At 68.2% G+C, this 21,530-nt stretch carries 25 protein-coding genes; 11 read left to right on the plus strand and 14 right to left on the minus strand.

Features of this window, described 5'->3' with window-relative positions:
* The first annotated feature begins 211 nt into the window (after window positions 1-211).
* Window positions 212-463, plus strand: coding sequence for a hypothetical protein (locus VGD93_RS14200; RefSeq protein ID WP_395012815.1), 252 nt, complete (start codon window positions 212-214; stop codon window positions 461-463).
* A 7-nt stretch (window positions 464-470) separates the two neighbouring features.
* Here the strand turns inward: VGD93_RS14200 and VGD93_RS14205 are convergent, their stop codons facing one another.
* The 7 genes from VGD93_RS14205 to VGD93_RS14235 form a co-directional block, all read right to left on the minus strand.
* On the minus strand, window positions 471-950 hold the full coding sequence (locus VGD93_RS14205) for a cupin domain-containing protein (RefSeq protein ID WP_395012816.1): 480 nt from the start codon (window positions 948-950) through the stop codon (window positions 471-473).
* Window positions 951-1,035: 85 nt separating this feature from the next.
* Window positions 1,036-2,463, minus strand: coding sequence for a gamma-aminobutyraldehyde dehydrogenase (locus tag VGD93_RS14210; RefSeq protein WP_395012817.1), 1,428 nt, complete (start codon window positions 2,461-2,463; stop codon window positions 1,036-1,038).
* A gap of 177 nt (window positions 2,464-2,640) precedes the next feature.
* The gene (locus VGD93_RS14215; RefSeq protein WP_395012818.1) at window positions 2,641-3,456 is read right to left on the minus strand and encodes an ABC transporter permease; all 816 of its coding nucleotides are present in this window, start codon (window positions 3,454-3,456) and stop codon (window positions 2,641-2,643) included.
* A 173-nt stretch (window positions 3,457-3,629) separates the two neighbouring features.
* Window positions 3,630-4,583 (minus strand): ABC transporter permease, encoded by a 954-nt coding sequence (locus VGD93_RS14220; protein WP_395012839.1) that lies wholly within the window; start codon window positions 4,581-4,583, stop codon window positions 3,630-3,632.
* Window positions 4,584-4,585: 2 nt separating this feature from the next.
* Entirely contained in the window at window positions 4,586-5,587 is a 1,002-nt protein-coding gene (locus tag VGD93_RS14225) for an ABC transporter ATP-binding protein (RefSeq protein WP_395012819.1), read from the minus strand.
* 144 nt (window positions 5,588-5,731) lie between these two features.
* Window positions 5,732-6,889 carry an ABC transporter substrate-binding protein gene (locus VGD93_RS14230; RefSeq protein ID WP_395012820.1) on the minus strand — a complete coding sequence of 386 codons (1,158 nt, stop codon included), beginning with the start codon at window positions 6,887-6,889 and terminating at the stop codon, window positions 5,732-5,734.
* A 121-nt stretch (window positions 6,890-7,010) separates the two neighbouring features.
* Window positions 7,011-7,913, minus strand: a complete 903-nt coding sequence (locus VGD93_RS14235) for a LysR substrate-binding domain-containing protein (RefSeq protein WP_395012821.1) — start codon at window positions 7,911-7,913, stop codon at window positions 7,011-7,013.
* Between the two features lie 145 nt (window positions 7,914-8,058).
* Between VGD93_RS14235 and VGD93_RS14240 the strand changes: the two genes are divergently transcribed.
* The 4 genes from VGD93_RS14240 (at window position 8,059) to VGD93_RS14255 (ending at window position 9,459) form a co-directional block, all read left to right on the plus strand.
* A complete protein-coding gene (locus tag VGD93_RS14240) occupies window positions 8,059-8,229 on the plus strand; it encodes a hypothetical protein (protein WP_395012822.1) in 171 nt (56 codons plus the stop codon).
* 34 nt (window positions 8,230-8,263) lie between these two features.
* Window positions 8,264-8,422 carry a DUF3309 family protein gene (locus VGD93_RS14245; RefSeq protein WP_395012823.1) on the plus strand — a complete coding sequence of 53 codons (159 nt, stop codon included), beginning with the start codon at window positions 8,264-8,266 and terminating at the stop codon, window positions 8,420-8,422.
* 211 nt (window positions 8,423-8,633) lie between these two features.
* Entirely contained in the window at window positions 8,634-8,996 is a 363-nt protein-coding gene (locus tag VGD93_RS14250; RefSeq protein ID WP_395012824.1) for a DUF883 family protein, read from the plus strand.
* A 10-nt stretch (window positions 8,997-9,006) separates the two neighbouring features.
* Window positions 9,007-9,459: a hypothetical protein gene (locus tag VGD93_RS14255; RefSeq protein WP_395012825.1), complete on the plus strand. Its 453-nt coding sequence runs from the start codon at window positions 9,007-9,009 to the stop codon at window positions 9,457-9,459.
* A 9-nt stretch (window positions 9,460-9,468) separates the two neighbouring features.
* Here the strand turns inward: VGD93_RS14255 and VGD93_RS14260 are convergent, their stop codons facing one another.
* From VGD93_RS14260 to VGD93_RS14280, 5 genes are all read right to left on the minus strand, one after another.
* Window positions 9,469-10,971, minus strand: a complete 1,503-nt coding sequence (locus tag VGD93_RS14260) for a sensor histidine kinase (RefSeq protein WP_395012826.1) — start codon at window positions 10,969-10,971, stop codon at window positions 9,469-9,471.
* A gap of 105 nt (window positions 10,972-11,076) precedes the next feature.
* The gene (locus VGD93_RS14265; protein ID WP_395012827.1) at window positions 11,077-11,997 is read right to left on the minus strand and encodes a diacylglycerol/lipid kinase family protein; all 921 of its coding nucleotides are present in this window, start codon (window positions 11,995-11,997) and stop codon (window positions 11,077-11,079) included.
* A gap of 20 nt (window positions 11,998-12,017) precedes the next feature.
* Window positions 12,018-13,418 (minus strand): sensor histidine kinase, encoded by a 1,401-nt coding sequence (locus VGD93_RS14270; protein WP_395012828.1) that lies wholly within the window; start codon window positions 13,416-13,418, stop codon window positions 12,018-12,020.
* A gap of 134 nt (window positions 13,419-13,552) precedes the next feature.
* Window positions 13,553-14,098, minus strand: a complete 546-nt coding sequence (locus VGD93_RS14275) for an RNA polymerase sigma factor (protein ID WP_395012829.1) — start codon at window positions 14,096-14,098, stop codon at window positions 13,553-13,555.
* A gap of 4 nt (window positions 14,099-14,102) precedes the next feature.
* The gene (locus tag VGD93_RS14280; protein ID WP_395012840.1) at window positions 14,103-14,294 is read right to left on the minus strand and encodes a NepR family anti-sigma factor; all 192 of its coding nucleotides are present in this window, start codon (window positions 14,292-14,294) and stop codon (window positions 14,103-14,105) included.
* A 171-nt stretch (window positions 14,295-14,465) separates the two neighbouring features.
* Here VGD93_RS14280 and VGD93_RS14285 point away from each other — a divergent pair, with 171 nt between their 5' ends.
* Entirely contained in the window at window positions 14,466-15,260 is a 795-nt protein-coding gene (locus VGD93_RS14285; RefSeq protein ID WP_395012830.1) for a response regulator, read from the plus strand.
* A 73-nt stretch (window positions 15,261-15,333) separates the two neighbouring features.
* On the opposite strand, the gene VGD93_RS14290 is transcribed toward VGD93_RS14285, so the two are convergent.
* Window positions 15,334-15,531: a CsbD family protein gene (locus tag VGD93_RS14290; RefSeq protein ID WP_395012831.1), complete on the minus strand. Its 198-nt coding sequence runs from the start codon at window positions 15,529-15,531 to the stop codon at window positions 15,334-15,336.
* Between the two features lie 128 nt (window positions 15,532-15,659).
* Here VGD93_RS14290 and VGD93_RS14295 point away from each other — a divergent pair, with 128 nt between their 5' ends.
* The 5 genes from VGD93_RS14295 (at window position 15,660) to VGD93_RS14315 (ending at window position 20,137) form a co-directional block, all read left to right on the plus strand.
* Window positions 15,660-16,466 carry an ABC transporter ATP-binding protein gene (locus VGD93_RS14295; RefSeq protein ID WP_395012832.1) on the plus strand — a complete coding sequence of 269 codons (807 nt, stop codon included), beginning with the start codon at window positions 15,660-15,662 and terminating at the stop codon, window positions 16,464-16,466.
* A gap of 118 nt (window positions 16,467-16,584) precedes the next feature.
* Window positions 16,585-17,337 carry a transporter substrate-binding domain-containing protein gene (locus tag VGD93_RS14300; protein ID WP_395012833.1) on the plus strand — a complete coding sequence of 251 codons (753 nt, stop codon included), beginning with the start codon at window positions 16,585-16,587 and terminating at the stop codon, window positions 17,335-17,337.
* Window positions 17,338-17,393: 56 nt separating this feature from the next.
* Complete coding sequence (locus VGD93_RS14305; RefSeq protein ID WP_395012834.1) at window positions 17,394-18,242, plus strand: ABC transporter permease subunit; 849 nt, start codon at window positions 17,394-17,396, stop codon at window positions 18,240-18,242.
* On the plus strand, window positions 18,239-18,985 hold the full coding sequence (locus VGD93_RS14310; protein ID WP_395012835.1) for an ABC transporter permease subunit: 747 nt from the start codon (window positions 18,239-18,241) through the stop codon (window positions 18,983-18,985). Before VGD93_RS14305 ends, VGD93_RS14310 begins: the two co-directional genes overlap by 4 nt.
* Window positions 18,986-18,994: 9 nt before the next feature.
* Window positions 18,995-20,137: a succinylglutamate desuccinylase/aspartoacylase family protein gene (locus VGD93_RS14315; RefSeq protein WP_395012836.1), complete on the plus strand. Its 1,143-nt coding sequence runs from the start codon at window positions 18,995-18,997 to the stop codon at window positions 20,135-20,137.
* 155 nt (window positions 20,138-20,292) lie between these two features.
* Here VGD93_RS14315 and uxuA read toward each other — a convergent pair whose 3' ends face one another.
* Window positions 20,293-21,519 carry a mannonate dehydratase gene (gene uxuA, locus VGD93_RS14320; RefSeq protein WP_395012841.1) on the minus strand — a complete coding sequence of 409 codons (1,227 nt, stop codon included), beginning with the start codon at window positions 21,517-21,519 and terminating at the stop codon, window positions 20,293-20,295.
* Window positions 21,520-21,530: the final 11 nt, after the last annotated feature.

Here is a 21,530-nt window from a genome sequence, read left to right on the forward strand (position 1 = left end):
GAGCCTTCCGAACGGCCGCCCAGGCCATCCGCTTTGCCCTCGAGGAAGCGGCGCCGGTCAGCCTGCGCGGCGCCCGGCTGCGGATCGGCAACAAGGAGTTCGCGGGCGATCAGTTCGCCCGGCTGTACCGCAGCCCCGACTATCCCTTGCCACGCAAGCCCTATCTGCGCCCGCACCGGCCGCAGGCCTCTCCAACCACGAAGGAACCGAAATGGACAAGTTCAACTACAATGCATCGGCCGAACTCTACCCCAGCCGGCGCTATGCCAAATCGCAACAGGCCAAGTATCGGCGCTTCGGCAGCGCGGCCGATGCCATCCGCTACGCCGTAGAGGAAATGCCCGGCAAGTGGCTCGTCGGCACCATTCTCGAGGTGAACGAGCGGCGCTACGAGGGCGAGGCCATCCGGGCGCTGTACGATTCCGCCGACTATCCGCTGGAGCGGCAGGCCCTCGCCGCCTGAGGCCGCCTCACCGCGGCTTGTGGATGGGGTCGGTCCAGTACACCGCCTCCGGCGCCTCGACCGGCTCGATCGTATCGATGTTGACCACCACCGCCTCGTTGTCGGAGCGCACCAGCACGCATTCGAGCGGCTGGTCGGGGTCGGCGTTGATCTCCTGGTGCGGCACGTAGGGCGGCACATAGATGAAATCGCCGGGATACGCCTCGGCGACGAACTCGAGCCGGTCGCCCCAGCGCATACGTGCGTGCCCCTTGACCACGAAGATCACGCTTTCGAGCGGGCCGTGATGATGCACCCCGGTCTTGGCATTGGGCTGGATGTCGACCTTGCCGGCCCAGATCTTCTGCGCCCCGACGCGGGCATGGTTGATCGCTGCCTGGCGGTACATGCCCGGAGTCTGGGCCGTGTTGGCATCGAGCTGGTCGCCGCGAATGACCTGGACGCCGTCATGTTTCCAGCGCGGTTCGCCGTGCTCGTGCTCGCTCACTCCGCTTCGCCCTCCGCTGCCCAAGATCGGCACCCTACGCTTCCGGCGCGGGCGGCGGCAAGCGCCGCCCTGCCGGCGCGCAGGCTCAGCCGTGATTGATCATCACGTGCCGGACGGCGGTATAGTCCTCGAGCGCGTAGATCGACATGTCCTTGCCGTAGCCGGACTGCTTCAGCCCGCCATGCGGCATCTCGTTGACCAGCATGAAATGGGTGTTGATCCAGGTGCACCCGTATTGCAGCCGCGCCGCCGTCTGCATGGCCTTGGAAATGTCCTTCGTCCACACCGACGAGGCGAGCCCGTAGTCGCTGTCGTTGGCCCAGGCGATGGCCTCCTCCGGGTCGGTGAAGCGGGTGACCGAGACCACTGGCCCGAACACCTCGCGGCGGACGATCTCGTCGTCCTGACGCGCCCCCGCCACCACCGTGGGCTCGAAGAAGAAGCCCTTCTCGCTTGCGGTGTGGCCGCCGGTGGCGATCGAGATGTGCGGCAGTTCCGCCGCCCGCTCGACGAAGCTCGAGACGCGCTCGCGCTGCCGCCGCGAGATCAGCGGGCCGATCTCGTTCTGGGTATCGTCCTGCTGGTTGAAGCGGATCGAACTCGCCGCGGCGCTCAGGTCGGCGACCAGCCGGTCGTGGATCTTCGGCCCGGCATAGATGCGGCAGGCGGCAGTGCAGTCCTGCCCGGCATTGTAGAAGCCGTAGGTGCGGATGCCGGCCACCACGGCGTCGAGGTCGGCGTCGTCATAGACGATGACCGGCGCCTTGCCGCCCAGTTCGAGATGCGTGCGCTTCACCGAGCGCGCCGCCGCCTGCATGATCTTCTTGCCCGTCGCGATGTCGCCGGTGATCGAGATCATGTTGATCTTGGGGTGATTGATGAGCGCGTTGCCGACGCTCTCGCCGCGCCCCAGGATGACGTTGACGACACCCTCGGGCAGGATTTCGGCCATCACCCGCGCCAGCTTGAGCGCGGTGAGCGGAGTCTGCTCGGAGGGCTTGAACACCACCGTGTTGCCGCCCGCCAGCGCCGGCGCCAGCTTCCAGGCCATCATCATCAGCGGGTAGTTCCACGGCGCGATGGAGGCGATGATGCCGATGGGATCGCGCCGCACGATCGAGGTGTGGCCGGGCAGGTATTCCCCCGCGGCCGGGGCATGCATGTTGCGCACCGCACCGGCAAAGAAGCGCCAGCAATCGACGATCGCCGGAATCTCGTCATTGAGCACGAGGTTGACCGGCTTGCCGCAGTTGAGCGCCTCGAGCGCGGCAAAGCCTTCCGCATCCGCCTCGATGGCGGCGGCGATCTGCAGCAGGTAGCCCGAGCGCTGGTTCGGCGTCATCCGCGACCAGGTGGTGAAGGCCGCCTCGGCCGCAGAGACCGCCGCGTCGATCTGCAGCCCCGAGGCCTCGGGGATGGCCTCGATCAGTTCCCCCGTCTTGGGATTGAGCACCATCTCCTCGGCTTCCGCGCCGATCTCGAAGTGCGCGCCGATCAGCATTTCAGTGTCCATTGGTGTCTCTCCGGTAAATCAGACAATGCGCATTGTGCACCCCCTCCCCGACCCTCCCCGCGAGGGGGAGGGTGTGGGCCGGTGCCTGTGGCTCGATCATGCCGGTGCCACCGCCCGGCACCTCCCCCCTTGCGGGGGAGGTTGGGAGGGGGGTGGACGTAGCGCCGCGGTCCATCGTCATTTCCCCATCCCCGCGACGCTCTGCTCGCCGCCGCGCGTCACGTAGAAGGCGACGAGGATGGGCAGCAGGGTGACCACGACGACGACCATGGCCACCACGTTGGTGACCGGGCGCTGCCGCGGCCGCACCAGTTCCTCCAGCATCCACAGCGGCAACGTCTGCTGCTGGCCGGCGGTGAAGGTGGTGACGATGACCTCGTCGAAGCTGAGCGCGAAGGCGAGCATGCCGCCGGCCAGCAGCGCCGTGCCGATATTGGGCAGGATGACGTAGCGGAAGGTCTGGAAGCCGTCGGCGCCCAGGTCCATCGAGGCCTCGATGAGCGAGCCGGAAGTACGCCGGAAGCGGGCCACGGCATTGTTGTAGACGACGACGATGCAGAAGGTGGCGTGGCCGAGCACGATGGTCCAGAACGAGAACGGGATCTCGGCGAGCGAAAAGGCCGAGCGCAGCGCGATGCCGGTGATGATGCCGGGCAGCGCGATCGGCAGGATGACGAGCAGCGAGATCACCTCACGGCCGAAGAAGCGCGACCCCGACACGGCCGCGGCCACCAGCGTTCCCAGCACCAGCGCGATGGCGGTGGAGATCGTCGCCACCTGCACCGACAGCGTCAGCGCCTGCCACACGTCCGGCCGGTTCCACGTCACCGCGAACCACTCGAGCGTCAGCCCCGGCGGCGGCCACTGGTAGGACCGTTCCTCCGACGAGAAGGCGTAAAGGAAGATCAGCGCGATCGGCGCCAGCATGAAGAACAGGCCGAAGCCGGCGGCAAAGGCGAGCGGCAGCGGCGCGCGATTGCGGTCAGAGCGCATGGCGATCTCCCCGGCGTCCGGGCGTGGGACTCACCCCCTCACGACCTCCCCCTTCGAGGGGGAGGTGTGGCCCCGTGTGTTTGGTACGGCCCTGCCCCACGCTCCGGCGCGCACCCTCCCCCTTGCGGGGAGGGTTGGGGAGGGGGGCGAGCAGCCATGACGCCGACAGCAACTCACAGCGCATCGAAGGCCCCCTGTCGCTTGGCCATCCACAGGTAGAACCCCATGATGACGATGGGCACCACGGTGAAGGCGGCGGCCAGCGGGATGTTGCCGGCCGTGCCCTGGTGCGAGTACACCGCCTGGCCGATGAAGAAGGCCGAGGTGCCGATGATGTTGGGGATGATGTAGTCCCCCAGCGTCAGCGAGAAGGTGAAGATCGAGCCGGCAACGATCCCCGGCAGAGCCAGCGGGAAGATCACCTTCCAGAAGGTCTGCAGCGGCGTCGCGCCGAGGTCGGCCGAGGCGTCCAGCAGGTTGGTCGGCACCCGCTCGACCGCCGCCTGGATCGGCAGCACCATGTAGGGCAGCCAGATATAGACGAACACGAGGAACGTGCCGATGTAGCTGATGGAGAGCGAATTCCCGCCCACCACCGGCAGCGCGAGCAGCGCATCGAGCACGAAGGTCAGGTGCAGCTGCGCGAACACCCAGTTGAGGATGCCCTCCTTGGCGAGGATCAGCTTCCAGGCATAGACCTTGACCAGGTAGCTCGACCACAGCGGCAGCATCACCCCGAGATAGAACAGCGCCTTCCATTTGCCGCGCGCATAGCGGGCCGCGACATAGGCGATGGGAAAGGCAACCACCGCCGAGGCGATGGTCACCGACGCCGCCATCACCACGGTGCGCACGATGATGTCGAGGTTCTGCGGCTTCAGCAGCTCGGCATAGGTCTTGAGCGTGAGCTCGCTGCGGTCGACCACGCCGGAGAACTCGTCGATGGCAAAGAAGCTCTGCAGCAGCAGCGCGAACAGCGAGCCCAGATAGACGATACCGAGCCACAGCGCCGCCGGCAGCAGCAGCAGGAAGACGAAGATCCGTGGCTGGCGCCAGAAGAAATCCGACAGCCCGCCGAGCCAGCCGCGGCGGTTGGCGAGCACGGCGCCGGCGCTGGCCTCGGCCATGCTCATCCCTCGTTCTCCATGAGATGCAGCGCGTCCCGGTCGAATTCCAGGCTCACCCGCGCGCCCTCGGCGGGAACGTTGTCGCCCGAGGGCACCGCGGCATGGATGCGGGTGCCGTCGAGGTCGATGGCGAGACGCGTGGTCGACCCGAGATAACTCTTCGCCACCACGGTGCCGGTGAGCGCCGCCGCCGCGCCACCGGCGGCGCTGACGCGGACGGCCTCGGGGCGCAGGCTGGCCCAGCGCTTCTCCCCGACGATGCGCTCGACGAAGGCCGGCGCCATGACGTTGGAGGAGCCGACGAAATCGGCGACGAAGCGCGATTGCGGCCGCCGGTAGATTTCCTCCGGCGTGCCCACCTGCATGACCCTGCCCTGGTCGAACACGGCGATGCGGTCGGCCATGGACAGCGCCTCGCCCTGGTCGTGCGTGACGAAGATGAAGGTGATGCCCAACGTCTTCTGCAGGGCCTTGAGCTCCTCCTGCATCTGCTCGCGCAGCTTCAGGTCGAGCGCGCCCAGCGGCTCGTCGAGCAGCAGCACCTTGGGTTTGTTGATGATGGCGCGGGCGAGCGCCACGCGCTGGCGCTGGCCGCCCGACAATTCGCCGGGGCGGCGCCCGCCATAGCCGCCGAGCTTGACCAGTTCGAGCGCCGCTTCGGCCTCGCGCCGCTGCGTCGCCTTGTCGAGCTTCTTCAGCATCAGCGGGTAGCACACGTTCTCCAGCACGTTCATGTGCGGGAACAGCGCGTAGTCCTGGAACACCGTGTTGACGTTGCGCCGATAGGGCGGCACGCCCTCGACGCCTTCGCCGAAGATCTCGATGCGGCCCGACGTCGGCTGCTCGAAGCCGGCGATCAGCCTGAGGCAGGTGGTCTTGCCCGAGCCCGACGGGCCCAGCATGGCGAAGAACTCGCCCGGCCCAACCTCGAGATCGATGTTGTCGAGCGCCTTGATCAGCCCGAAATGGCGCGACACCTGCTTGAGCAGAACGGCGGTGGTCATGTCGTCGTCGTTTCCCCTTCCCCGCCTCGTCGCCTTATGCCGGGACAAGGGGGATGGCTCAGTACCGGAAGCCCCTATCGGGAGCGTCGCCCTCCCCGTGCGGCGGGAGGGGTGAGGGGGGCACGTGACTGCCCCCCGAAACCGTCAGCGTCCGCCGATCACGCCGATATAGTCCGAGACCCAGCGATAGTAGGGCACGCATTCGCCCTGCTCGCACTGGGCGACCGGGGTCTTCCAGAAGCGGATCTTGTCGAAGTCGTTGAAGCCGTTGGTGGCGCAGCCTTCGTCCGTCAGCAGTTCGTTGCCCGTGCAGGCGGCCGGCACCGACGGCACGGCGCCGAACCAGGCGGCGGCGTCGCCCTGCACCTTGGGCGAGAGCGAATGCTCCATCCACATATAGGCGCAGTTCGGATGCGGGCTGTCGGCATGCAGCATGGTCGTGTCCGACCAGCCGGTCACTCCCTCCTCCGGGAACACCGAGGCGATCGGCTGGCCCTCGGCCTTGAGCAGGTTGACCTGGAAGGGCCACGAGCCGGAGGCGACGACGCCCTCGTTCTTGAAGTCGTCGATCTGGATGAAGGCGTCGTGCCAGTAGCGGCCGACCAGGGCGCGCTGCGCCCGCAGCAGGTCGAGCGCCGCCTTGTACTGGTCTTCATTGAGCTGGTACGGGTCCTTGATCCCCAGTTCCGGCTTGTGCGCCATCAGGTAGAGCGCCGCGTCGGCAATGTAGATCGGCCCGTCATAGGCCTGCACCCTGCCTTCGTTGGACTTGCCGTCCGGCAGGTCCATCTTCTCGAACACCACGTTCCAGCTGGTGGGCGGCGTGCCGCCGAAGGCCTCGGTATTGTACATGAGCACGTTCGGCCCCCACAGGTACGGCGTGCCGTAGTGCACGTCGCCGACCGTGTGCCACGGCGCGCTCTGCAGCCGCTCGTCGATCGTCGACCACGACGGGATGAGGGCGGTGTTGATCGGCTGCACGCGCTTGCCGGCGATCAGCCGCAGCGAGGCGTCGCCCGAGGCGGTGACGAGGTCGAAGCCGCCCTCGTTCATCAGCGCCACCATCTCGTCGGAGGTGGCGGCTGTCTTCACCGACACCTTGCAGCCGGTGTCGGCCTCGAACTTGGTCACCCAGTCATACGCCGCGTCGGTCTCGCCGCGCTCGATATAGCCGGCCCAGGCGACGATCGACACCTCACCCTCGCCGGCGCCCAGCGCCTGCAGCATGTCCTGCGCCGTGGCCTGGCCCATGAAGGTCGCCACCATGGTCAGCGCAGTACAGGTCCTAAGCAATGATTTCATGAGCGTTCTCCCTGCTCGGGGGCCGGAATCCCCGCCCGGCATGCCCCTTGATGGAAGCTTATCCTTCCCCGCAACAATCGCAATTTTATTCGGCAGATGGGTAATATCGGATTTTCCGATATCACTTCCTGACATGCTGCGACTGCGCCAGCCCGATGAAATCGCGCGCCGCCTGCGTCAGGCGCGAACCGCGGCGCCACACCATGCCCACCTGCACCACGGGCAGCGCCCCGGAGATGTCGCGGCTCTCGATGCGGTCGCCTTCCAGCGACCACGGCCGGTAGACGAGGTCGGGCAGCAGCGCGATGCCAGCCCCGGTGGCCACGAGGCTGCGCACCGCCTCGACCGAGCGGGTGCGGAAGGCGACGTGCGGCTTGGCCCCGAGCGCCGAGAGCAGCTTGCCGGTGTTCTCCTCGGTCTCGTCGACGGTGAGCATGATCAGTGGCTCCGTCGCGATGTCGGCCACCGAGATGATGTCGGCCCCGCCGAGGCGGTGGCCGAGCGGCAGCCACAGCCGGTAGGGCGAGGTCTCGAAGATCTCGGCCTGCAGCGCCACGCGGTCCCGGAGGTTGGAGATGACCATGACCGCGACGTCGAGTTCGCCGCCGATCAACAGGTGCTCGAGATAATCGCCATTGTCCTCGATGGCGCTGACGGTGACGCCGGGATAGGCCCGCCGGTAGCGCGCCAGCAGGTCGGAAAGCACGTAGCCGGCCACCAGCGACGTCACCCCCAGCTGCAGCGCCCCCGGCGGCGCCTGCTCCTCCTCGGAAAAGCTGCGGCGCGCGTCCGAGACATTGGCGAGGATGCGGTTGGCATGGCGGTAGAACTGGTGGCCCTTGTGGGTGATCGACAGGCCGCGCCGGTGCCGTTCGAACAGCGCCACCCCGAGGTCGGCCTCCAGTTCCTTGATCGCGTCGGTCACCGCCGACTGGCTGATCGACAGGCTCTGGGCCGCGCCCGACACGGTGCCGTTCTCGGCGACGGCGATGAAATACTGGAGCTGGCGGAGGGTGAAGGCCATGCCGGCCAGATAACCATTTGCCACCACCGTTTGAAAGCCGCCGCTACCGCGCCGGGAACCAAAGCCGGGCAATGCCGTTGTCAGGACAACGAAATCTGCTTCCGCGGCAGCACCGCCGCAGGCTCCGGACGAGGAGGAACAACCCATGCAGGGCACCCGGATCGCCGGCCTCGACACGTCGGGACCGTCCGCCATTTCCTGGGGATCCGTCAGCCGGCAGGACGCGCGCCCTGCCCCCGTGACGCTCCTCATCGCCACCCTCCCCGCCGCCGGCATCATCGGGCTGGCCGCCGCCTGGCTGCTGGCCGTGCTTTAGGACGAACGCGAAGCGTCAACACAAGGAGTCGCCTATGTCCCTCGGTACCATCCTCATCATCCTGCTCATCCTGCTGCTGATCGGCGCCGTGCCCGCCTGGCCCTATTCACGCTCCTGGGGCATCTACCCGTCCGGCATCCTCGGGGTCGTGCTGGTGATCGTGATCATCCTGGTCCTGATGCGCGCGATCTAGAGTTGGGAGCGCCCCGCGTCTGACGCCGGGGCGCCGTACAGGGCCGAAGGCCGCCCCCCCTTCCGGCCCTCCCCGGGCACTCCGGTCCGCCACCAGCGGGCCGGAGTGTTCTCTTGATCCAGCGCAAATCCGTGCGCCCGCACAGTGACAAGCTGGAACCCATCATGCGCACAAGGCGTTGTCGCCTCGACGAAACAGGGAGTTACGCACCATGGCTGCGACACCGGAAATGGCCCCGTCCCGCAAGCGTCGGCCAGCCACCGCATCACGCACGACCGAGGCACCGGCGAAGGACGAAAGCCTCGAGGCGCAGGTGGCCCGCCTTCAGGAGGACATCAAGGGGATCGCGGCAAGCATTGCCGGTATCGCCGAGGACAGGCTCGCCGACGCGCGCGGCATGGCGCGGCGCGAAACCCGCAATTTGGTCCGCAGCGGCCAGCAGGCCGTCGAGGGCATGACCGACGAAGTCGGGCAACTGGAGAAGCAGCTCAAGGACGCCATTCGCGAAAAGCCGCTGACGGCCGTTGCCGGGGCGGTGGCGGTGGGGTTCCTGCTCGCCATGATCACGCGCTAGCGAGCCGGCGATGCAGCTGCTGACCGCCCTCGCCTCGATCCTCGGGATCGAGGTCACCGTGCTCATCGACAGGCTGCGCAAGAACGCCGTCGCATGGGCGGCGATCGGGGTGTTCGGCATCATCGCGCTTACCTTCCTGCTGGTCGCCGCGCACACCGCCCTGGTCGACCAGGTCGGCCCGCTCTGGGCCCCCCTCATCATCGCCGGCGCGGCACTCCTCGTCGCGCTCGTCATCTTCATCGTCATGCGTGTCCGGGAGGGCATGGCGCGGCGCGAGCAGGCCCAGCGCCGGCGCGCGACCGAGACGACGGCACTGGCTACCACCGCCGCCATCACCGCGCTGCCCATGCTGCTCAAGTCCCCGCTGGTGCGCAATATCGGCCTGCCGCTGGGTGGGGCGCTGGCCGTGCTGTATTTCCTCAGTCGCGCCGACCGCGCCGACGACACCGGGCCGAAAGAATAGCCGGCGGCGTCAGCCGAGCGGCAGCTTGACGCGCACCTCGACGCCGCTCGCCGGGTACTCGATGCGCACCCGGCTGTCGACGATCTTGTCGAGGCTGCGCTGGATCAGGCGCGTCCCGAAGCCCGCCTCGACCGGCGGGCGGACCGCCGGCCCGCCGCTCTCCCGCCAGCTCAGGTTGAGCAGCGGCCGGGGGCCAGCCTCGCGCCGCCAGGCAATGTCGACATGCCCCTGCGGCGTCGACAATGCGCCGAACTTCATGGCGTTGGTCAGGAGCTCGTGCACGATGAGGCCGAGGCCGAGCGCCTGGTCGGGCGGCAGCGGCACGTCCTCTCCCTGCAGCGACAGCCGCGCCGGCTCGGCGATGAGGTCGGGGCCGAGCTGTGCAGTGATCAGTTCGACCAGCCCGATGCTGCCCCAATCGCGGTCGGCGAGCAGCACGTGCGCTTCCGACAGCGTCCGCAGGCGCCCCGAGAACGCCTCGATGAAGCTTTGCGGGTCCGCCGCGTGGCTGAGCGTCTGGCGCGCCAGCGACTGGATCATCGCCAGCGTGTTCTTCACGCGGTGGTTGAGTTCGCGCAGCAGGAGGCGCGTGTGATCGGCGGCCTCCCGCGCCTCGGTGATGTCGATGCATACGCCCATCATGACCAGCGGCCGGCCGGCCGCGTCGCGCTGGTAGACCCGGCCGCGGCCGGCCAGCCAGCGCCCCGAGGCAACGCTGAACTCGCTCACATAGTCGACGCCCTGCTCGAACGACGCCTCGAGGGCGGCCCGGACCGCTTCCCGCTCGCCGGGAACGATGGCCGCGAAGAAATCGTCGATGCTCACTGGCCGGGCCGGCGGCAGCGAGAACATGCGCCGCATGATGTCGTTGGCGACGACGTCGTCGCTGCGCAGGTCCCACACCCAGCTGCCGACGCGGCCGGCTTCGAGCGTCAGCGCGTGCCGCCATTCCTCCTTCATCAGGTCGGCGGCCGTGCGCGCCCGGATGCGCGCCTCGTCCTTGAGCACGAAGAGGGAGGCCGCCGTGTCGGCCAGGGCGATGAGCTGCTCGGTCAGCGTTGCTTCGGCGGCAAGGCGCGGCTCGGGGGAAGCCACCGCGAGCGCCCCGATCCGCTGCCCCCTGACCGTGATGGGCGCGGCGGCGAAGAAGCGGATGTTGGGCGGCGCCACGACCAGGATGCTGGCGGCGAAGCGGCTGTCGGCCCCGGCGTCGCCGATCACCAGGGCGGGGCTGCCCACGTCGGCGATGGCATGGGCGCACAGGGACGAGGCGATCGGGGTCTCGCGCAGCTGCAGCCCGTGCCGGGCCTTGTACCATTCGCGGTCGGCGTCGACGAGCGACACCATCCCCACCGGGGCGCCGGCCATGGTGGCGGTGAGCCGCACCAGCCGGTCGAAATCCGCGTCGTCCTCGGTATCCAGCACGTTCAGCCCGGCCAGCACGTCACGGCGTGAAGTATTGGCGATACTTGCCTGTACGGCGGCGACAAAAGATCCTGCAATGTCTGTCACGGCATCCCTGAAATCTACCCGGCGAGGGTCGAAAAACCCCGCGCCGCTACGCGAACGTCGCCGGCCGCGACTTGGTTCCGCCGCGCCTCGCATAGCCGCCGGGCGTCAGCCCGGGACCGTCTCGAGCGACGGCGCGGGCGTAACGACCTTGAGCGCCTGGGGGTGGATGCGGATGTCGACGCGGTCCTCGAGGGCGACGAGCTCGCCGTCGATCAGGGCCCGCGCCGATGCCTTGCGCCGTCGGAAGCGCAGGGTGACCGAGGTCACCTCCTTCTCCGAGACCTGCGGATTGGCCCGCCACGCGCCGACCATCGCCTGCAGCCACAGCCGCACCAGCCCGAGCGCCGACATCGGCGCCGCCACGTAAACGCCGAGGACGCCGTGGTCGAGGCCGTCGGCGTGGGGAATGTGGCCCTCGCCCAGCGGATTGTTGGAGACGACGATCCCCGACGCCTGCCGGGTCTCGCTGCCTCTCGGCGTATGGATGTCGACGTCGAAGCGTGGCGGCCGGCTCACCGCCAGGCGGAGGGCGCGCAGCGTGGCGATGATCTTGCCCCAGCGGCCGTGGTAGCGCATCGTCTCGCGGATGCGCACCAGGCGGGCATGGATGCCGACGGAGTACTGGTGCACGAAGAGCCGCCCGTTGGCGGTAGCGACATCCACCCCGGTCACGCTCCCCGTCGCCAGCGCACGCACCGCCTCTTCCGGCGCCAGCGGCATGCCGAGGGCCCGCGCGAACAGGTTCATGGTCCCCGCCGGCACGACCGCCAACGGCATGCCGGTGCGGTAGCAGGCCTGCGCCGCCGCCGACACCGTGCCGTCGCCGCCCCCGGCGAGCAGGGCCTGGCAGGCTGCCTCGCCCGCGGCCCGTTCCAGTTCGGCAAGCAGGTTGTCGCCGGCAACGATGCGCGCATCGAGGCCGTGCCCGTGTTCGGCCAGGATCTGCCGGCAGGTTTCGGCGAACTGCGGCACGTCCATGGTCCGGAAGGTGCCGCCGTCGCGGTTGAACACGGCAACGAAACGCATCTCCGCCCCCCCCGCCGGGACTATTCGCGCAGCGCCTGCCGGCCCAGTGCCGGCAGGGCCACGGTGACCGTGGCTCCGCCCCCCGGCCGCGCCGCGAAGGAAGGTTCGCCGCCGAACTGGCGGGCCAGTTGCCGGATGATCATGGACCCGAGCCCGCCCTCGGCCCGGTCGATCTCCGGCGGCAACCCGCATCCGTCGTCCTCGACGATGAGCCGCACGCTCTCGCCCTCCTGCTTGAGCCGCGCCCAGATGCGGCCGGGCCGGTCGTCCGGGAAGGCGTGCTTCATGGCGTTGGTGAGCAATTCGCCCATGACGATGCCCAGCGTCGTGGCGTCGCGGGCGCTGATGACCAGCGGGTCGAAGTCGGTCTCGACGCTGATCTGCCGCTCGCTCGGCTGCGTCTGGCGCAGGTCGTCGACCACGGATTCGAGGAACTCGGCGGCGTCCGTGGTCTCGAGATCGTCGCCGAGCCGCAGCCGCCGATGCGCCGATGCGATGGCCTGCACGCGGCTCTGCGCCGCTTCGAGCGCCGAGCGCACCGCCGGCGAAGTGGTGCGGGACTGCTGCAGGCCGAGCAGCGACGACACGGTCGCGAGCGAATTGCCGATGCGGTGGTTGGTGTCCTGCAGCAGGGTCTCGACACGGGCGCGCTCGCGCTCGGCATGCGCCCGCGCCTCCTCCGCTTCCGCCGTCCGCTCCCTGACGTGCTCCTCCAGTTCCTCCTTCTGCAGCAGCAGCGTCGTGCGGTTGCGCGCCAGTTCCGACACCTGGTGCTGGGTGCGGGTGAACAGCGCATAGGTCAGCGTCACCGCGCCCGCCAGCGCCGCCAGGATGGCGACGACCAGCAATTGCCGTGTGCGTTCCACCTCGGCATTCCGTTCGACCAGCCGGCCGTCCTCCTCGAGGATGAAGCGGCGGATGGCGGCGCGCAGTCCCTCCATCAGCGTTTGCCCGGTATCGGAGCGCAGGATTTCCATGGCCTCCGGCAGCCGCCCGCTCGAGGCCAGGGCAATGGTGTTGGCCATTTCCACCTGCTTCTGCTTGACCTGGTCGGCGATCAGCCCGAGCAGCAGCTTCTGCGCGGGCGTGTCCGCCACCATGGTGACGAGGTCCTGGTAGGCGCGGTCGATGGTGGCGACCGCATCCCGGTACGGTCCGAGATATTGCGGATCCAGCGTCAGCAGGTAGCCGCGCTGGCCGGTTTCGGCGTCGACCAGGGCGAGGATCAGTTCGCGCGCCTGCCGGCGCACCTCGAACGTCTTGACCACGTCGGACAACTGGGAGTCGACGCCGCGCACCAGGAACAGCGCCGACCCGGCGGCACCGACGATGAGGGCTAGGGAAATGACGATGGCCAGCAACCGGCCGGACTGTTTCCGGACGGCAGTTGCAAGACCGAGGTCGCTCGTGGCATCGGTCATTGGCGCCGCCTGAGGTTTCGGATCTGTTGAATCGCCCCCGGCCCGCCATGCGGACAGGGGCTGTGGTTGTGACGCGGGCAGACCCTAGGGGCGATCAATGGCGGTATTTTGGCGGGCCCGGCGGGCGGGCGGCTCTATGGCTGCGTTGCCACCTGGGTGGAGACGGCATCCGGGCCGAAATCCGCCTCCCCGCTGATCTGCAGCACCTGCTGCAGCCGCGTGCGGGCCCGGCTCACCCGGCTCTTCATCGTACCCACGGCGCAATTGCAGATTGCCGCCGCCTCCTCGTAGGAAAAGCCGGAGGCGCCGATCAGGATGATCGCCTCGCGCTGGTCGGCGGGCAGCCCGTCCAGCGCCTTCTTGAAATCGGCGAGGTCCATGATGCCGTATTGCGACGGATGCACCGCCAGCCGCTCGGTAAAGGCCCCGTCGCTGTCCTGCACCTCACGCCCGCGCTTGCGCATCTGGCTGTAGAACTCGTTGCGCAGGATGGTGAACAGCCACGCCTTGATGTTCGTCCCCATCTCGAAGCTGGATTGCTTCGCCCAGGCCTTCATCACCGTGTCCTGCACCAGGTCGTCCGCCTTGTCGTGCTTGCCCGACAGGGACACGGCGAAGGCCCTGAGGCTGGGCAGGGTGGCGAGCAGTTCCCGCTTGAAGGACGGCGCTTCGGTGCCCATCGGCTCACTCGCTCTTGTCGGCTGCGTTGGCCTTCTGCTCGGCCTGGTCCAGCTTCTCCAGCAGGTCTAGCAGCCGCTCCGGAATGCCCTCGTTCTGTACCGCGCCGTACAGGGCGCGCAGCTTGGCGCCGATATCGGACGTCGGCCCCAGGCCGTCGTCCGCTCGTCTCGGGCGCGGGTTGGTCATGTCATTCATCTTCGTCTTGTCTCGCATGGGCCACCCCGAAAAACACCTGGCCCCATCCTGATGTGCAACCCTAAATGCCGCCAAGGAAAAAAACGTTCCGCACCGCCGGAACTTTTTTTCGCACACCCCGTTCTAGTGGCTGCTAAGCTCACCCAAGAGCGTCTCAGGGAGTATGCTTTCATGACATTGTCCGTGCGGATCGCTCCGCATCTTCCCTACTTGCGCCGCTTCTCGCGCGCCGCGACGGGGTCGCAAACCTCCGGCGATGCCTACGTGGCGGCCACCCTCGAGGCCCTGATCGCCGACGTGTCGATCTTTCCCGAGGCCTCGAGCGACCGGATCGCCCTGTACAAGCTGTTCTCCCGCCTGTTCACCTCGGCCGCCGTGACGGTTCCGCCCCCGGCCTCGACCTTCGCCTGGGAACAGCGCGCCGCCGCCAACCTCGCCAATCTCGCCCCGAGGCCGCGGCAGGCCTTCCTGCTGGTGGCGGTAGAGGGGTTCACCGACGAGCAGGGGGCCGAGATCCTCGACGTCACGCCCGAGGAGTTCGCCGCGCTGCTCGACGACGCGGCCACGGAGATTTCGCGCCAGGTGGCGACCGAGATCATGATCATCGAGGACGAGCCGCTGATCGCCATGGACATCGAGCAATTGGTCGAGAGCCTCGGCCACAAGGTCGTCGCCGTGGCGCGCACGCACAAGGAAGCGGTGGCGCTCTACCACAAAACCCGCCCCCGGATGATCCTGGCCGACATCCAGCTTGCCGACGGCAGTTCCGGCATCGACGCGGTCAACGACATCCTGCACGAGCATCCGATCCCGGTGATCTTCATCACCGCCTTCCCCGAGCGCCTGCTCACCGGCGAACGGCCGGAGCCGACGTTCCTCGTCACCAAGCCGTTCAACCCCGACATGGTGAAGGCGCTGATCAGCCAAGCGTTGTTCTTCGACGAAGGCTCGCGCGCCGCCGCCTGAGCGGCGGGAACGCGGCCCCCATAGAAAAAGGCCCCGCCGAGCGGGGCCTTTTCGCACTGGAGCGGGCGCTCCGTCAGTGCATGCGCAGCCAATCGTCGACTTCCTTTTCGACCTCGGCCTCGGCCTTGCCGTAACGCTCCTGGATCTTGCCGGCCAGTTCCTTGCGGCGACCGTGGATCATCTGCAGGTCGTCGTCGGTGAGCTTGCCCCACTGCTGCTGGATCTTGCCCTTGAACTGCTCCCAATTGCCTTCGATCTGATTCCAGTTCATCGATATCTCCTCGAGTGTTTCCGGCCCGCCCGCGTGGCGGGACCCTGCAGGCAAAACGCCGCAACGCCGCGCCCGTTCCGCGATCAAATCTCCTTGCTATCTTCGTCAACTTCGGCTTGTTGGCTGCCATGCAAGGCTCGGCAGCAAGGTTTGAAGCACGGCCCGGAGGGGCGCCCGTCATCGAGGTCGAGGATGTTCACAAGTCCTTCGGCGCCCTCGAAGTGCTCAAGGGCGTCTCGCTGGTGGCGCGCGAGGGCGAGGTCGTTGCCCTGATCGGGTCGTCCGGCTCCGGCAAGTCGACGCTGCTGCGCTGCATCAACATGCTGGAGGTGCCCGAGCGCGGCACCGTCACCATCGCCGGCGAGACGGTGCGGCTGGCCGGCACGCCCCCGCACCGGCACGTCGCCGACGAGCGCCAGGTCCGCCGTCTGCGTTCCGGCCTCGGCATGGTGTTCCAGTCGTTCAACCTGTGGAGCCATATGTCCATCCTCGACAACGTCATGGAAGCGCCCCTGCACGTGCAGAAGCGCGACCGCGGCGAGGTCCGGGAGGAAGCGCTGGCGATGCTCGACAAGGTCGGCATCGCGGCCAAGGCGGACGCCTACCCGGCCCAGTTGTCGGGCGGCCAGCAGCAACGCGCCGCCATTGCCCGGGCGCTGTGCATCAACCCCAAGGTGATGCTGTTCGACGAACCGACCTCGGCGCTCGATCCCGAGCTCGAGGTCGAGGTGCTGCGCGTCATCCAGCTGCTCGCCGAGGAAGGCCGCACCATGATGCTCGTCACCCACGACATGAAATTCGCGCGCACCGTCGCCGACCGCGTCATCTTCCTGCACCTGGGCCAGATCGAGGAAGAAGGCACGGTCGACGAGGTTTTCCGGGCCACTCGCTCCGCCCGTCTCCGGCAGTTCCTCGGCGCCGCCGGGCACGGCTGAATTTGACCGGACGGTAAAATGCGCTAGCGTGCGCGCCGGACAACCTCCCGCGGGGGCGGGCGGAGGACCAGGGGCAATAATTGACCGAAAAGGTCATCACAGACAGCAGGAGTGACGTATGAAGAGACTCATCTTGGCGGCCGCCGCCGTGGTGGTGCTGACCGGCGCAGCCAGTGCCGCGACCGTCAGGCTCGGCACCGAAGGGGCCTATGCGCCGTGGAACTTCCTCGACGACAGCGGCAAGGTCGCCGGCTTCGAGATCGATCTGGGCAACGAACTGTGCCGCCGCGCCACGCTCGAATGCGAGTGGGTGGTCAACGAGTGGGACACCATCATCCCCAACCTGATCGCCGGCAACTACGACGCCATCATGGCCGGCATGTCGATCACCGACGAGCGCAAGCAGTCCATCGACTTCTCGGAGAACTACTTCCCGCCCGATCCGTCCAAGTACATGACGACCGCCGGCAGGAGCTTCGATTTCGATAAGCTGCAGGGCGTCCGCATCGGCGTGCAGGGCGCGACCATCCAGGCCGCCTATGCCGAGCAGAACCTGGCGGCCGGCAACACCATTCTGTCGTTCGAGACCGCCGACCAGGCGCTGGCCGATCTCAATGCCGGCAATGTCGACGTCATCCTCGCCGACGGCTCCTATCTCGCCGAAGTGGTCACCGGCTCGGCGGGCGCGCTCACCTTCGTCGGCCCCGACGTCATCATCGGCGGCGGCGTCGGCATCGGCCTGCGCAAGGCCGACGACGAGCTGGAAAACACCTTCAATGCCGCCATCGGCGAAATGAAGAAGGATGGCAGCCTCGACGCGCTGATCACCAAGTGGTTCCCCGAAAAGGGCACCGGCCCGTTCTTCGACTGACGGCACGTTCCGGGGCGGGCTCGATGCCCGCCCCGTGATCCGGCGAAATCACCCGCATGCTCGACCTTCTTCCCGAGTGGCTGCGCAACGGGATCGGCGACGATCTGGCGTTCTGGCTCGGCTATTTCACCAACGGCAAGCACCTTGCCTGGTACGCCAGCGTGCAGTTCACGCTCGTCGCGGCCGTGCTCGGGGCGGTGTTCGCCCTGTGGTTCGGGCTGCTCGGCGCGGCGCTCAAGTCCTCCTCGTTCGTGCCGCTCCGGCTCATCGGCAGCGCCTACACCAACATGGTGCGCGGCATCCCGGACGTCTTGTTCTTCCTGTTTTTCCCGCTCGCCTTCGAGCAACTGGCCGAGCTGATCCGGGCGCAGGCCGTGTGCACGCCCGCCGAACTCGCCGCCGACGCCACGCGCTGGCCGCCCTGCGACGCCGCCAATTGGTACCTCGACACCTTCCAGTACCTGATGCTCGCCTGCGTTTCGCTCGGCATCGTCTACGGCGCCTTCGCCGCCAACGTCATCCACGGCGCCATGCTGTCGGTGCCGCGCGGCCAGCTCGAGGCCGCCCGCGCCTTCGGCATGAGCCCGGTGCAGGTCGCCTGGCGCATCCATATAAGGCAGATGTGGATCTACGCTTTGCCCGGCCTGTCCAACTGCTGGATGCTGCTGATCAAGTCGACCTCGCTGCTGTCGCTGCTGCAGATCGCCGACATCGTGCTGTGGGCCGACCGGCTGGGCGCCCCCAATTTCACGCGTACGGCCGGGCTCGTGCACCCGGACTGGCGCTGGTACTACTACGCCGTCCTGCTCGTCTTCTACATCCTGCTGACCTTCGTGTCGGAGAAGGCCTTCGCCGCCCTGATGCGCTGGGCCGGTCGCGGCATGACGGTGGCGGACGCCAGATGAACGAACTGCTCGCCCTGGTCCTGAGCGACCTGCAGCTGCTGGCCAAGCCGTCGCTGTTCAACCTTTATTTCGCCGTGGCCTCGATCCCGGCCGGCTTCGTCTTCGCCGTGTTCATGGCGCTCGGCAAGGCGTCGCGCAACCGCCTGGTTGCCGCCCTGTGCCGGGGCTACGTCTACGCCTTTCGCGGTTCGCCCTTCTTCATCCAGCTGTTCATGTTCTACTCCCTCGCCCTGGCGTTCAACATGACGCTGTGGAAGCCGCTCGGCATCGACTGGTTGGTGCTGCACCCGCTGTTCCTGGGGCCGGCCATCCTGACCCTCAACACCACGGCCTATACGGCCGAGATCTTCCACGGCGCGCTGATGGCCGTGCCGAGGGGCGAACTCGAGGCCGCCCGCGCCTATGGCATGACGCCGTTGCAGCAGTTCCGCTCGGTGACCTGGCCGCACCTCATCCGCATCGCCTGGCCGGCCTATACCAACGAGGTGGTGTTCCTGTTCCACGCCACCGCCCTCATCTATTTCACGCTGCCGGTGATCGACGACCAGAAGGACCTGATGAACAAGGCCGGGGAGCTGTTCGAGCGCGACTACAACGCCTTTGTGCACTTCTCGGTGGCGGCGCTGTATTTCCTCGCGATCTCGGTGGTCATCTTCTTCGTCTTCGGCCTCGTCTACCGCCGCCTGATGCGGCACATGCCGCAGGCGCAGAGGCTGCGCTTCCTGCCGCGCTGGCTTGGCTAAGGAGCAGTGATGCCATTCGAACGCAAGACCATCTTGATCCCGGGCGACGCCCCCGGCCTCGCCACCGAGTTCACCTGCTTGCGCATCGGTCCCGCCGACGCCCCGCGCAAGGTGCACCTGCAGGCGGCGCTGCATGCCGACGAGCACCCCGGCACCATGCTGCTGCACCACCTGCTGCCCCTGCTGCGCGGGGCCGACGAACAGGGCCTGCTGCGGGCCCGCTTCAGCGTCCTGCCGCTGGTCAATCCCCTCGGCCTCGCCAACCTCAGCCTGCGCCACCATATCGGCCGCTACGACCCCAACTCGGGCATCAATTTCAACCGGCGCTGGCCCGACCTGTTCGCCGCCGTCGGCAGCCTTGTGGCCGGCCGCCTCGGCGACGACGAAGCCGCCAACGTCGCCCTCATCCGCCGCACGGTGGCCGAGTGGATCGACCGCCAGCAGCCGCGCACCGCGGTCGAGCAACTGCGCCTGCTGGTGCTGCGCGAGGCCCACGACGCCGACTTCGTCCTCGACCTGCACTGCGACAGCGACTCCCTCATCCATATCTTCACCTCGCCCGAACTGATGCCGGGGCTGCAGGACCTGGCCGACTGGATCGGGGCGACGGCGACGCTCACCGCCGCCGACAGCGGCGGCGGCTCGTTCGACGAGGTGCTGCCCCTGCTCTATCGCCGGCTGGCCGCCGCCAATCCCGGCAGGCCGGTGCCGCTGGCGAGCGCGACCGCGACGCTCGAGTATCGTGGCCAGTACGACGTCTTCGACAGCCACGGCGCCGACGACGCACGGCGGCTGTTCGGCTTTCTGTGCGGCCGCGGGCTGATCGCCGCCGACCCCGGCCCGAAGCCGGCGCCGGCCCCCGCGGCGACGCCGTTCGAAGCCACCGAGATCGTGCGCGTTCCGGGCCCCGGCCTCGTTGCCTATCGCGTCGAACTCGGCGAGCGGGTCACGCAGGGCCAGCCGATTGCCGACCTCATCGCGCTTCACGGTCCCGACGCCTTCACGGCGCGCACGCCCATCCGCGCCGGCACCGACGGCTTCGTCCTCTCCCGCTCGCTGGCCAAATACGCGCCGCGCGGCACCATGATCGCCAAGATCGTCGGCACCGAGCCGCTCCCCGGCCGCACCGGCGGCTACCTGCTGGAGGACTGAGCGCGCCTCCGTACCCCTCCATCGGGAAGCGCCGACCGCCGCCCCGCGGCGCAGGCCTGGAGGCTCACGCGCCATCCCTCCCCGAAGGGGAGGGGGGACCGGCCGCAGGCCGGTGGGTGGGGTTGCACACAAACACAGACAGGACGGCCTGCGCCCTACCCCTGGCGCGCGCCGATCCCGTACGTGCCATGCTCGAGCGCCGTCATCACCCCGCGCAGTTCGGCCAGGCCCTTGAGCCGGCCGATGGTGGGGTAGCCCGGCTGGGCGCGCCGGCCGAGATCGTCGAGGATGTCCTGGCCGTGGTCCGGGCGCATCGGAATCTGGTGGTCGACGCGGCCCTCGGCCCGTCGCCGCGCCTCCTCCCTGAGGATCGCGGCGATCAGCGCCACCATGTCGGTATCCCCGCCCAGGTGCTCGGCCTCGTAGAACGAGCCGGCGAGCGCGTCGGTGTCGCGCTTGACGTTGCGCAGGTGGACGAAGTGCACCTTGGGCCCGAGCCGCGCCATCATCCCCGGCAGGTCGTTGTCCGGGCGCGCGCCGAGCGAGCCCGAGCACAGCGTCGCCCCGTTGGCCGGGCTGTCGACCGCGTCGAGGATCGCCCGGTAGTCGGCCTCGGTCGACATGATGCGCGGCAGCCCGAGCAGCGGAAAGGGCGGGTCGTCCGGATGGCAGCACAGCCGCATGCCCAGTTCCTCGGCCACCGGCACCACCTCCGACAGGAAGTCGATGAAATGCCGGCGCAACTGCTCGGGCGAGATGCGGCCGTATTCGCCCAGATGCGCCCGCACGTCCTCGAGCGACATGTGCTCGGTGGCCCCGGGAAGCCCCATGGTCACGTTGCGGGCCAGCTGCTTTCTGTCCTCCTCGTCCATCGCCGCGAAGCGCCGCGCCGCCGCGTCGGTAATCTGGTTGGTGTAGTCGCCCTCGGCCCCCGGCCGTTCGAGGATATGGATGTCGAAGGCGGCGAAATCGTTGATGTCGAAGCGCATGCACGAGCCGCCGCTGGGCAGCCTCCAGCGCAACTCGGTACGGGTCCAGTCGAGCACCGGCATGAAATTGTAGCACACCACCTCGAGCCCGGCCGCCGCCAGGTGCCTGAGGCTCTGCTTGTAGTTGGCGATATGCGCGCGCCAGTCGCCCTGCTGCTTCTTGATGTCCTCGGACACCGGCAGGCTCTCGACCACCTCCCAGGCGATGCCGGAGGGCGAGCCGTCCTTGCGCACGCCTACCTCGGCCTGGCGCCGCGCGATCTCCTCGGGCGTCCACACCACCCCGTTGGGCACGTGATGCAGCGCCGTCACCACGCCGGCGGCGCCGGCCTGCACGATGTCGTCGATGCTGGCCAAATCGTGCGGCCCGAACCACCGCCACGTCTGCCTCATGCCCATGCTCC

Source organism: Devosia sp. (assembly GCF_036406155.1).
Classification (GTDB): domain Bacteria; phylum Pseudomonadota; class Alphaproteobacteria; order Rhizobiales; family Devosiaceae; genus Devosia_A.

What these genes read in the sequence shown, in the direction of transcription:
- VGD93_RS14200 (WP_395012815.1), top strand. Translation starts at nt 212, where the DNA reads ATGGACAAGTTCAACTACAATGCATCGGCCGAACTCTACCCCAGCCGG.
- VGD93_RS14210 (WP_395012817.1), bottom strand. Translation starts at nt 2,463, where the DNA reads ATGGACACTGAAATGCTGATCGGCGCGCACTTCGAGATCGGCGCGGAA.
- VGD93_RS14215 (WP_395012818.1), bottom strand. Translation starts at nt 3,456, where the DNA reads ATGCGCTCTGACCGCAATCGCGCGCCGCTGCCGCTCGCCTTTGCCGCC.
- VGD93_RS14220 (WP_395012839.1), bottom strand. Translation starts at nt 4,583, where the DNA reads ATGGCCGAGGCCAGCGCCGGCGCCGTGCTCGCCAACCGCCGCGGCTGG.
- VGD93_RS14225 (WP_395012819.1), bottom strand. Translation starts at nt 5,587, where the DNA reads ATGACCACCGCCGTTCTGCTCAAGCAGGTGTCGCGCCATTTCGGGCTG.
- VGD93_RS14230 (WP_395012820.1), bottom strand. Translation starts at nt 6,889, where the DNA reads ATGAAATCATTGCTTAGGACCTGTACTGCGCTGACCATGGTGGCGACC.
- VGD93_RS14235 (WP_395012821.1), bottom strand. Translation starts at nt 7,913, where the DNA reads ATGGCCTTCACCCTCCGCCAGCTCCAGTATTTCATCGCCGTCGCCGAG.
- VGD93_RS14240 (WP_395012822.1), top strand. Translation starts at nt 8,059, where the DNA reads ATGCAGGGCACCCGGATCGCCGGCCTCGACACGTCGGGACCGTCCGCC.
- VGD93_RS14245 (WP_395012823.1), top strand. Translation starts at nt 8,264, where the DNA reads ATGTCCCTCGGTACCATCCTCATCATCCTGCTCATCCTGCTGCTGATC.
- VGD93_RS14250 (WP_395012824.1), top strand. Translation starts at nt 8,634, where the DNA reads ATGGCTGCGACACCGGAAATGGCCCCGTCCCGCAAGCGTCGGCCAGCC.
- VGD93_RS14255 (WP_395012825.1), top strand. Translation starts at nt 9,007, where the DNA reads ATGCAGCTGCTGACCGCCCTCGCCTCGATCCTCGGGATCGAGGTCACC.
- VGD93_RS14265 (WP_395012827.1), bottom strand. Translation starts at nt 11,997, where the DNA reads ATGCGTTTCGTTGCCGTGTTCAACCGCGACGGCGGCACCTTCCGGACC.
- VGD93_RS14270 (WP_395012828.1), bottom strand. Translation starts at nt 13,418, where the DNA reads ATGACCGATGCCACGAGCGACCTCGGTCTTGCAACTGCCGTCCGGAAA.
- VGD93_RS14275 (WP_395012829.1), bottom strand. Translation starts at nt 14,098, where the DNA reads ATGGGCACCGAAGCGCCGTCCTTCAAGCGGGAACTGCTCGCCACCCTG.
- VGD93_RS14280 (WP_395012840.1), bottom strand. Translation starts at nt 14,294, where the DNA reads ATGAATGACATGACCAACCCGCGCCCGAGACGAGCGGACGACGGCCTG.
- VGD93_RS14285 (WP_395012830.1), top strand. Translation starts at nt 14,466, where the DNA reads ATGACATTGTCCGTGCGGATCGCTCCGCATCTTCCCTACTTGCGCCGC.
- VGD93_RS14290 (WP_395012831.1), bottom strand. Translation starts at nt 15,531, where the DNA reads ATGAACTGGAATCAGATCGAAGGCAATTGGGAGCAGTTCAAGGGCAAG.
- VGD93_RS14295 (WP_395012832.1), top strand. Translation starts at nt 15,660, where the DNA reads ATGCAAGGCTCGGCAGCAAGGTTTGAAGCACGGCCCGGAGGGGCGCCC.
- VGD93_RS14300 (WP_395012833.1), top strand. Translation starts at nt 16,585, where the DNA reads ATGAAGAGACTCATCTTGGCGGCCGCCGCCGTGGTGGTGCTGACCGGC.
- VGD93_RS14305 (WP_395012834.1), top strand. Translation starts at nt 17,394, where the DNA reads ATGCTCGACCTTCTTCCCGAGTGGCTGCGCAACGGGATCGGCGACGAT.
- VGD93_RS14310 (WP_395012835.1), top strand. Translation starts at nt 18,239, where the DNA reads ATGAACGAACTGCTCGCCCTGGTCCTGAGCGACCTGCAGCTGCTGGCC.
- VGD93_RS14315 (WP_395012836.1), top strand. Translation starts at nt 18,995, where the DNA reads ATGCCATTCGAACGCAAGACCATCTTGATCCCGGGCGACGCCCCCGGC.
- uxuA (WP_395012841.1), bottom strand. Translation starts at nt 21,519, where the DNA reads ATGAGGCAGACGTGGCGGTGGTTCGGGCCGCACGATTTGGCCAGCATC.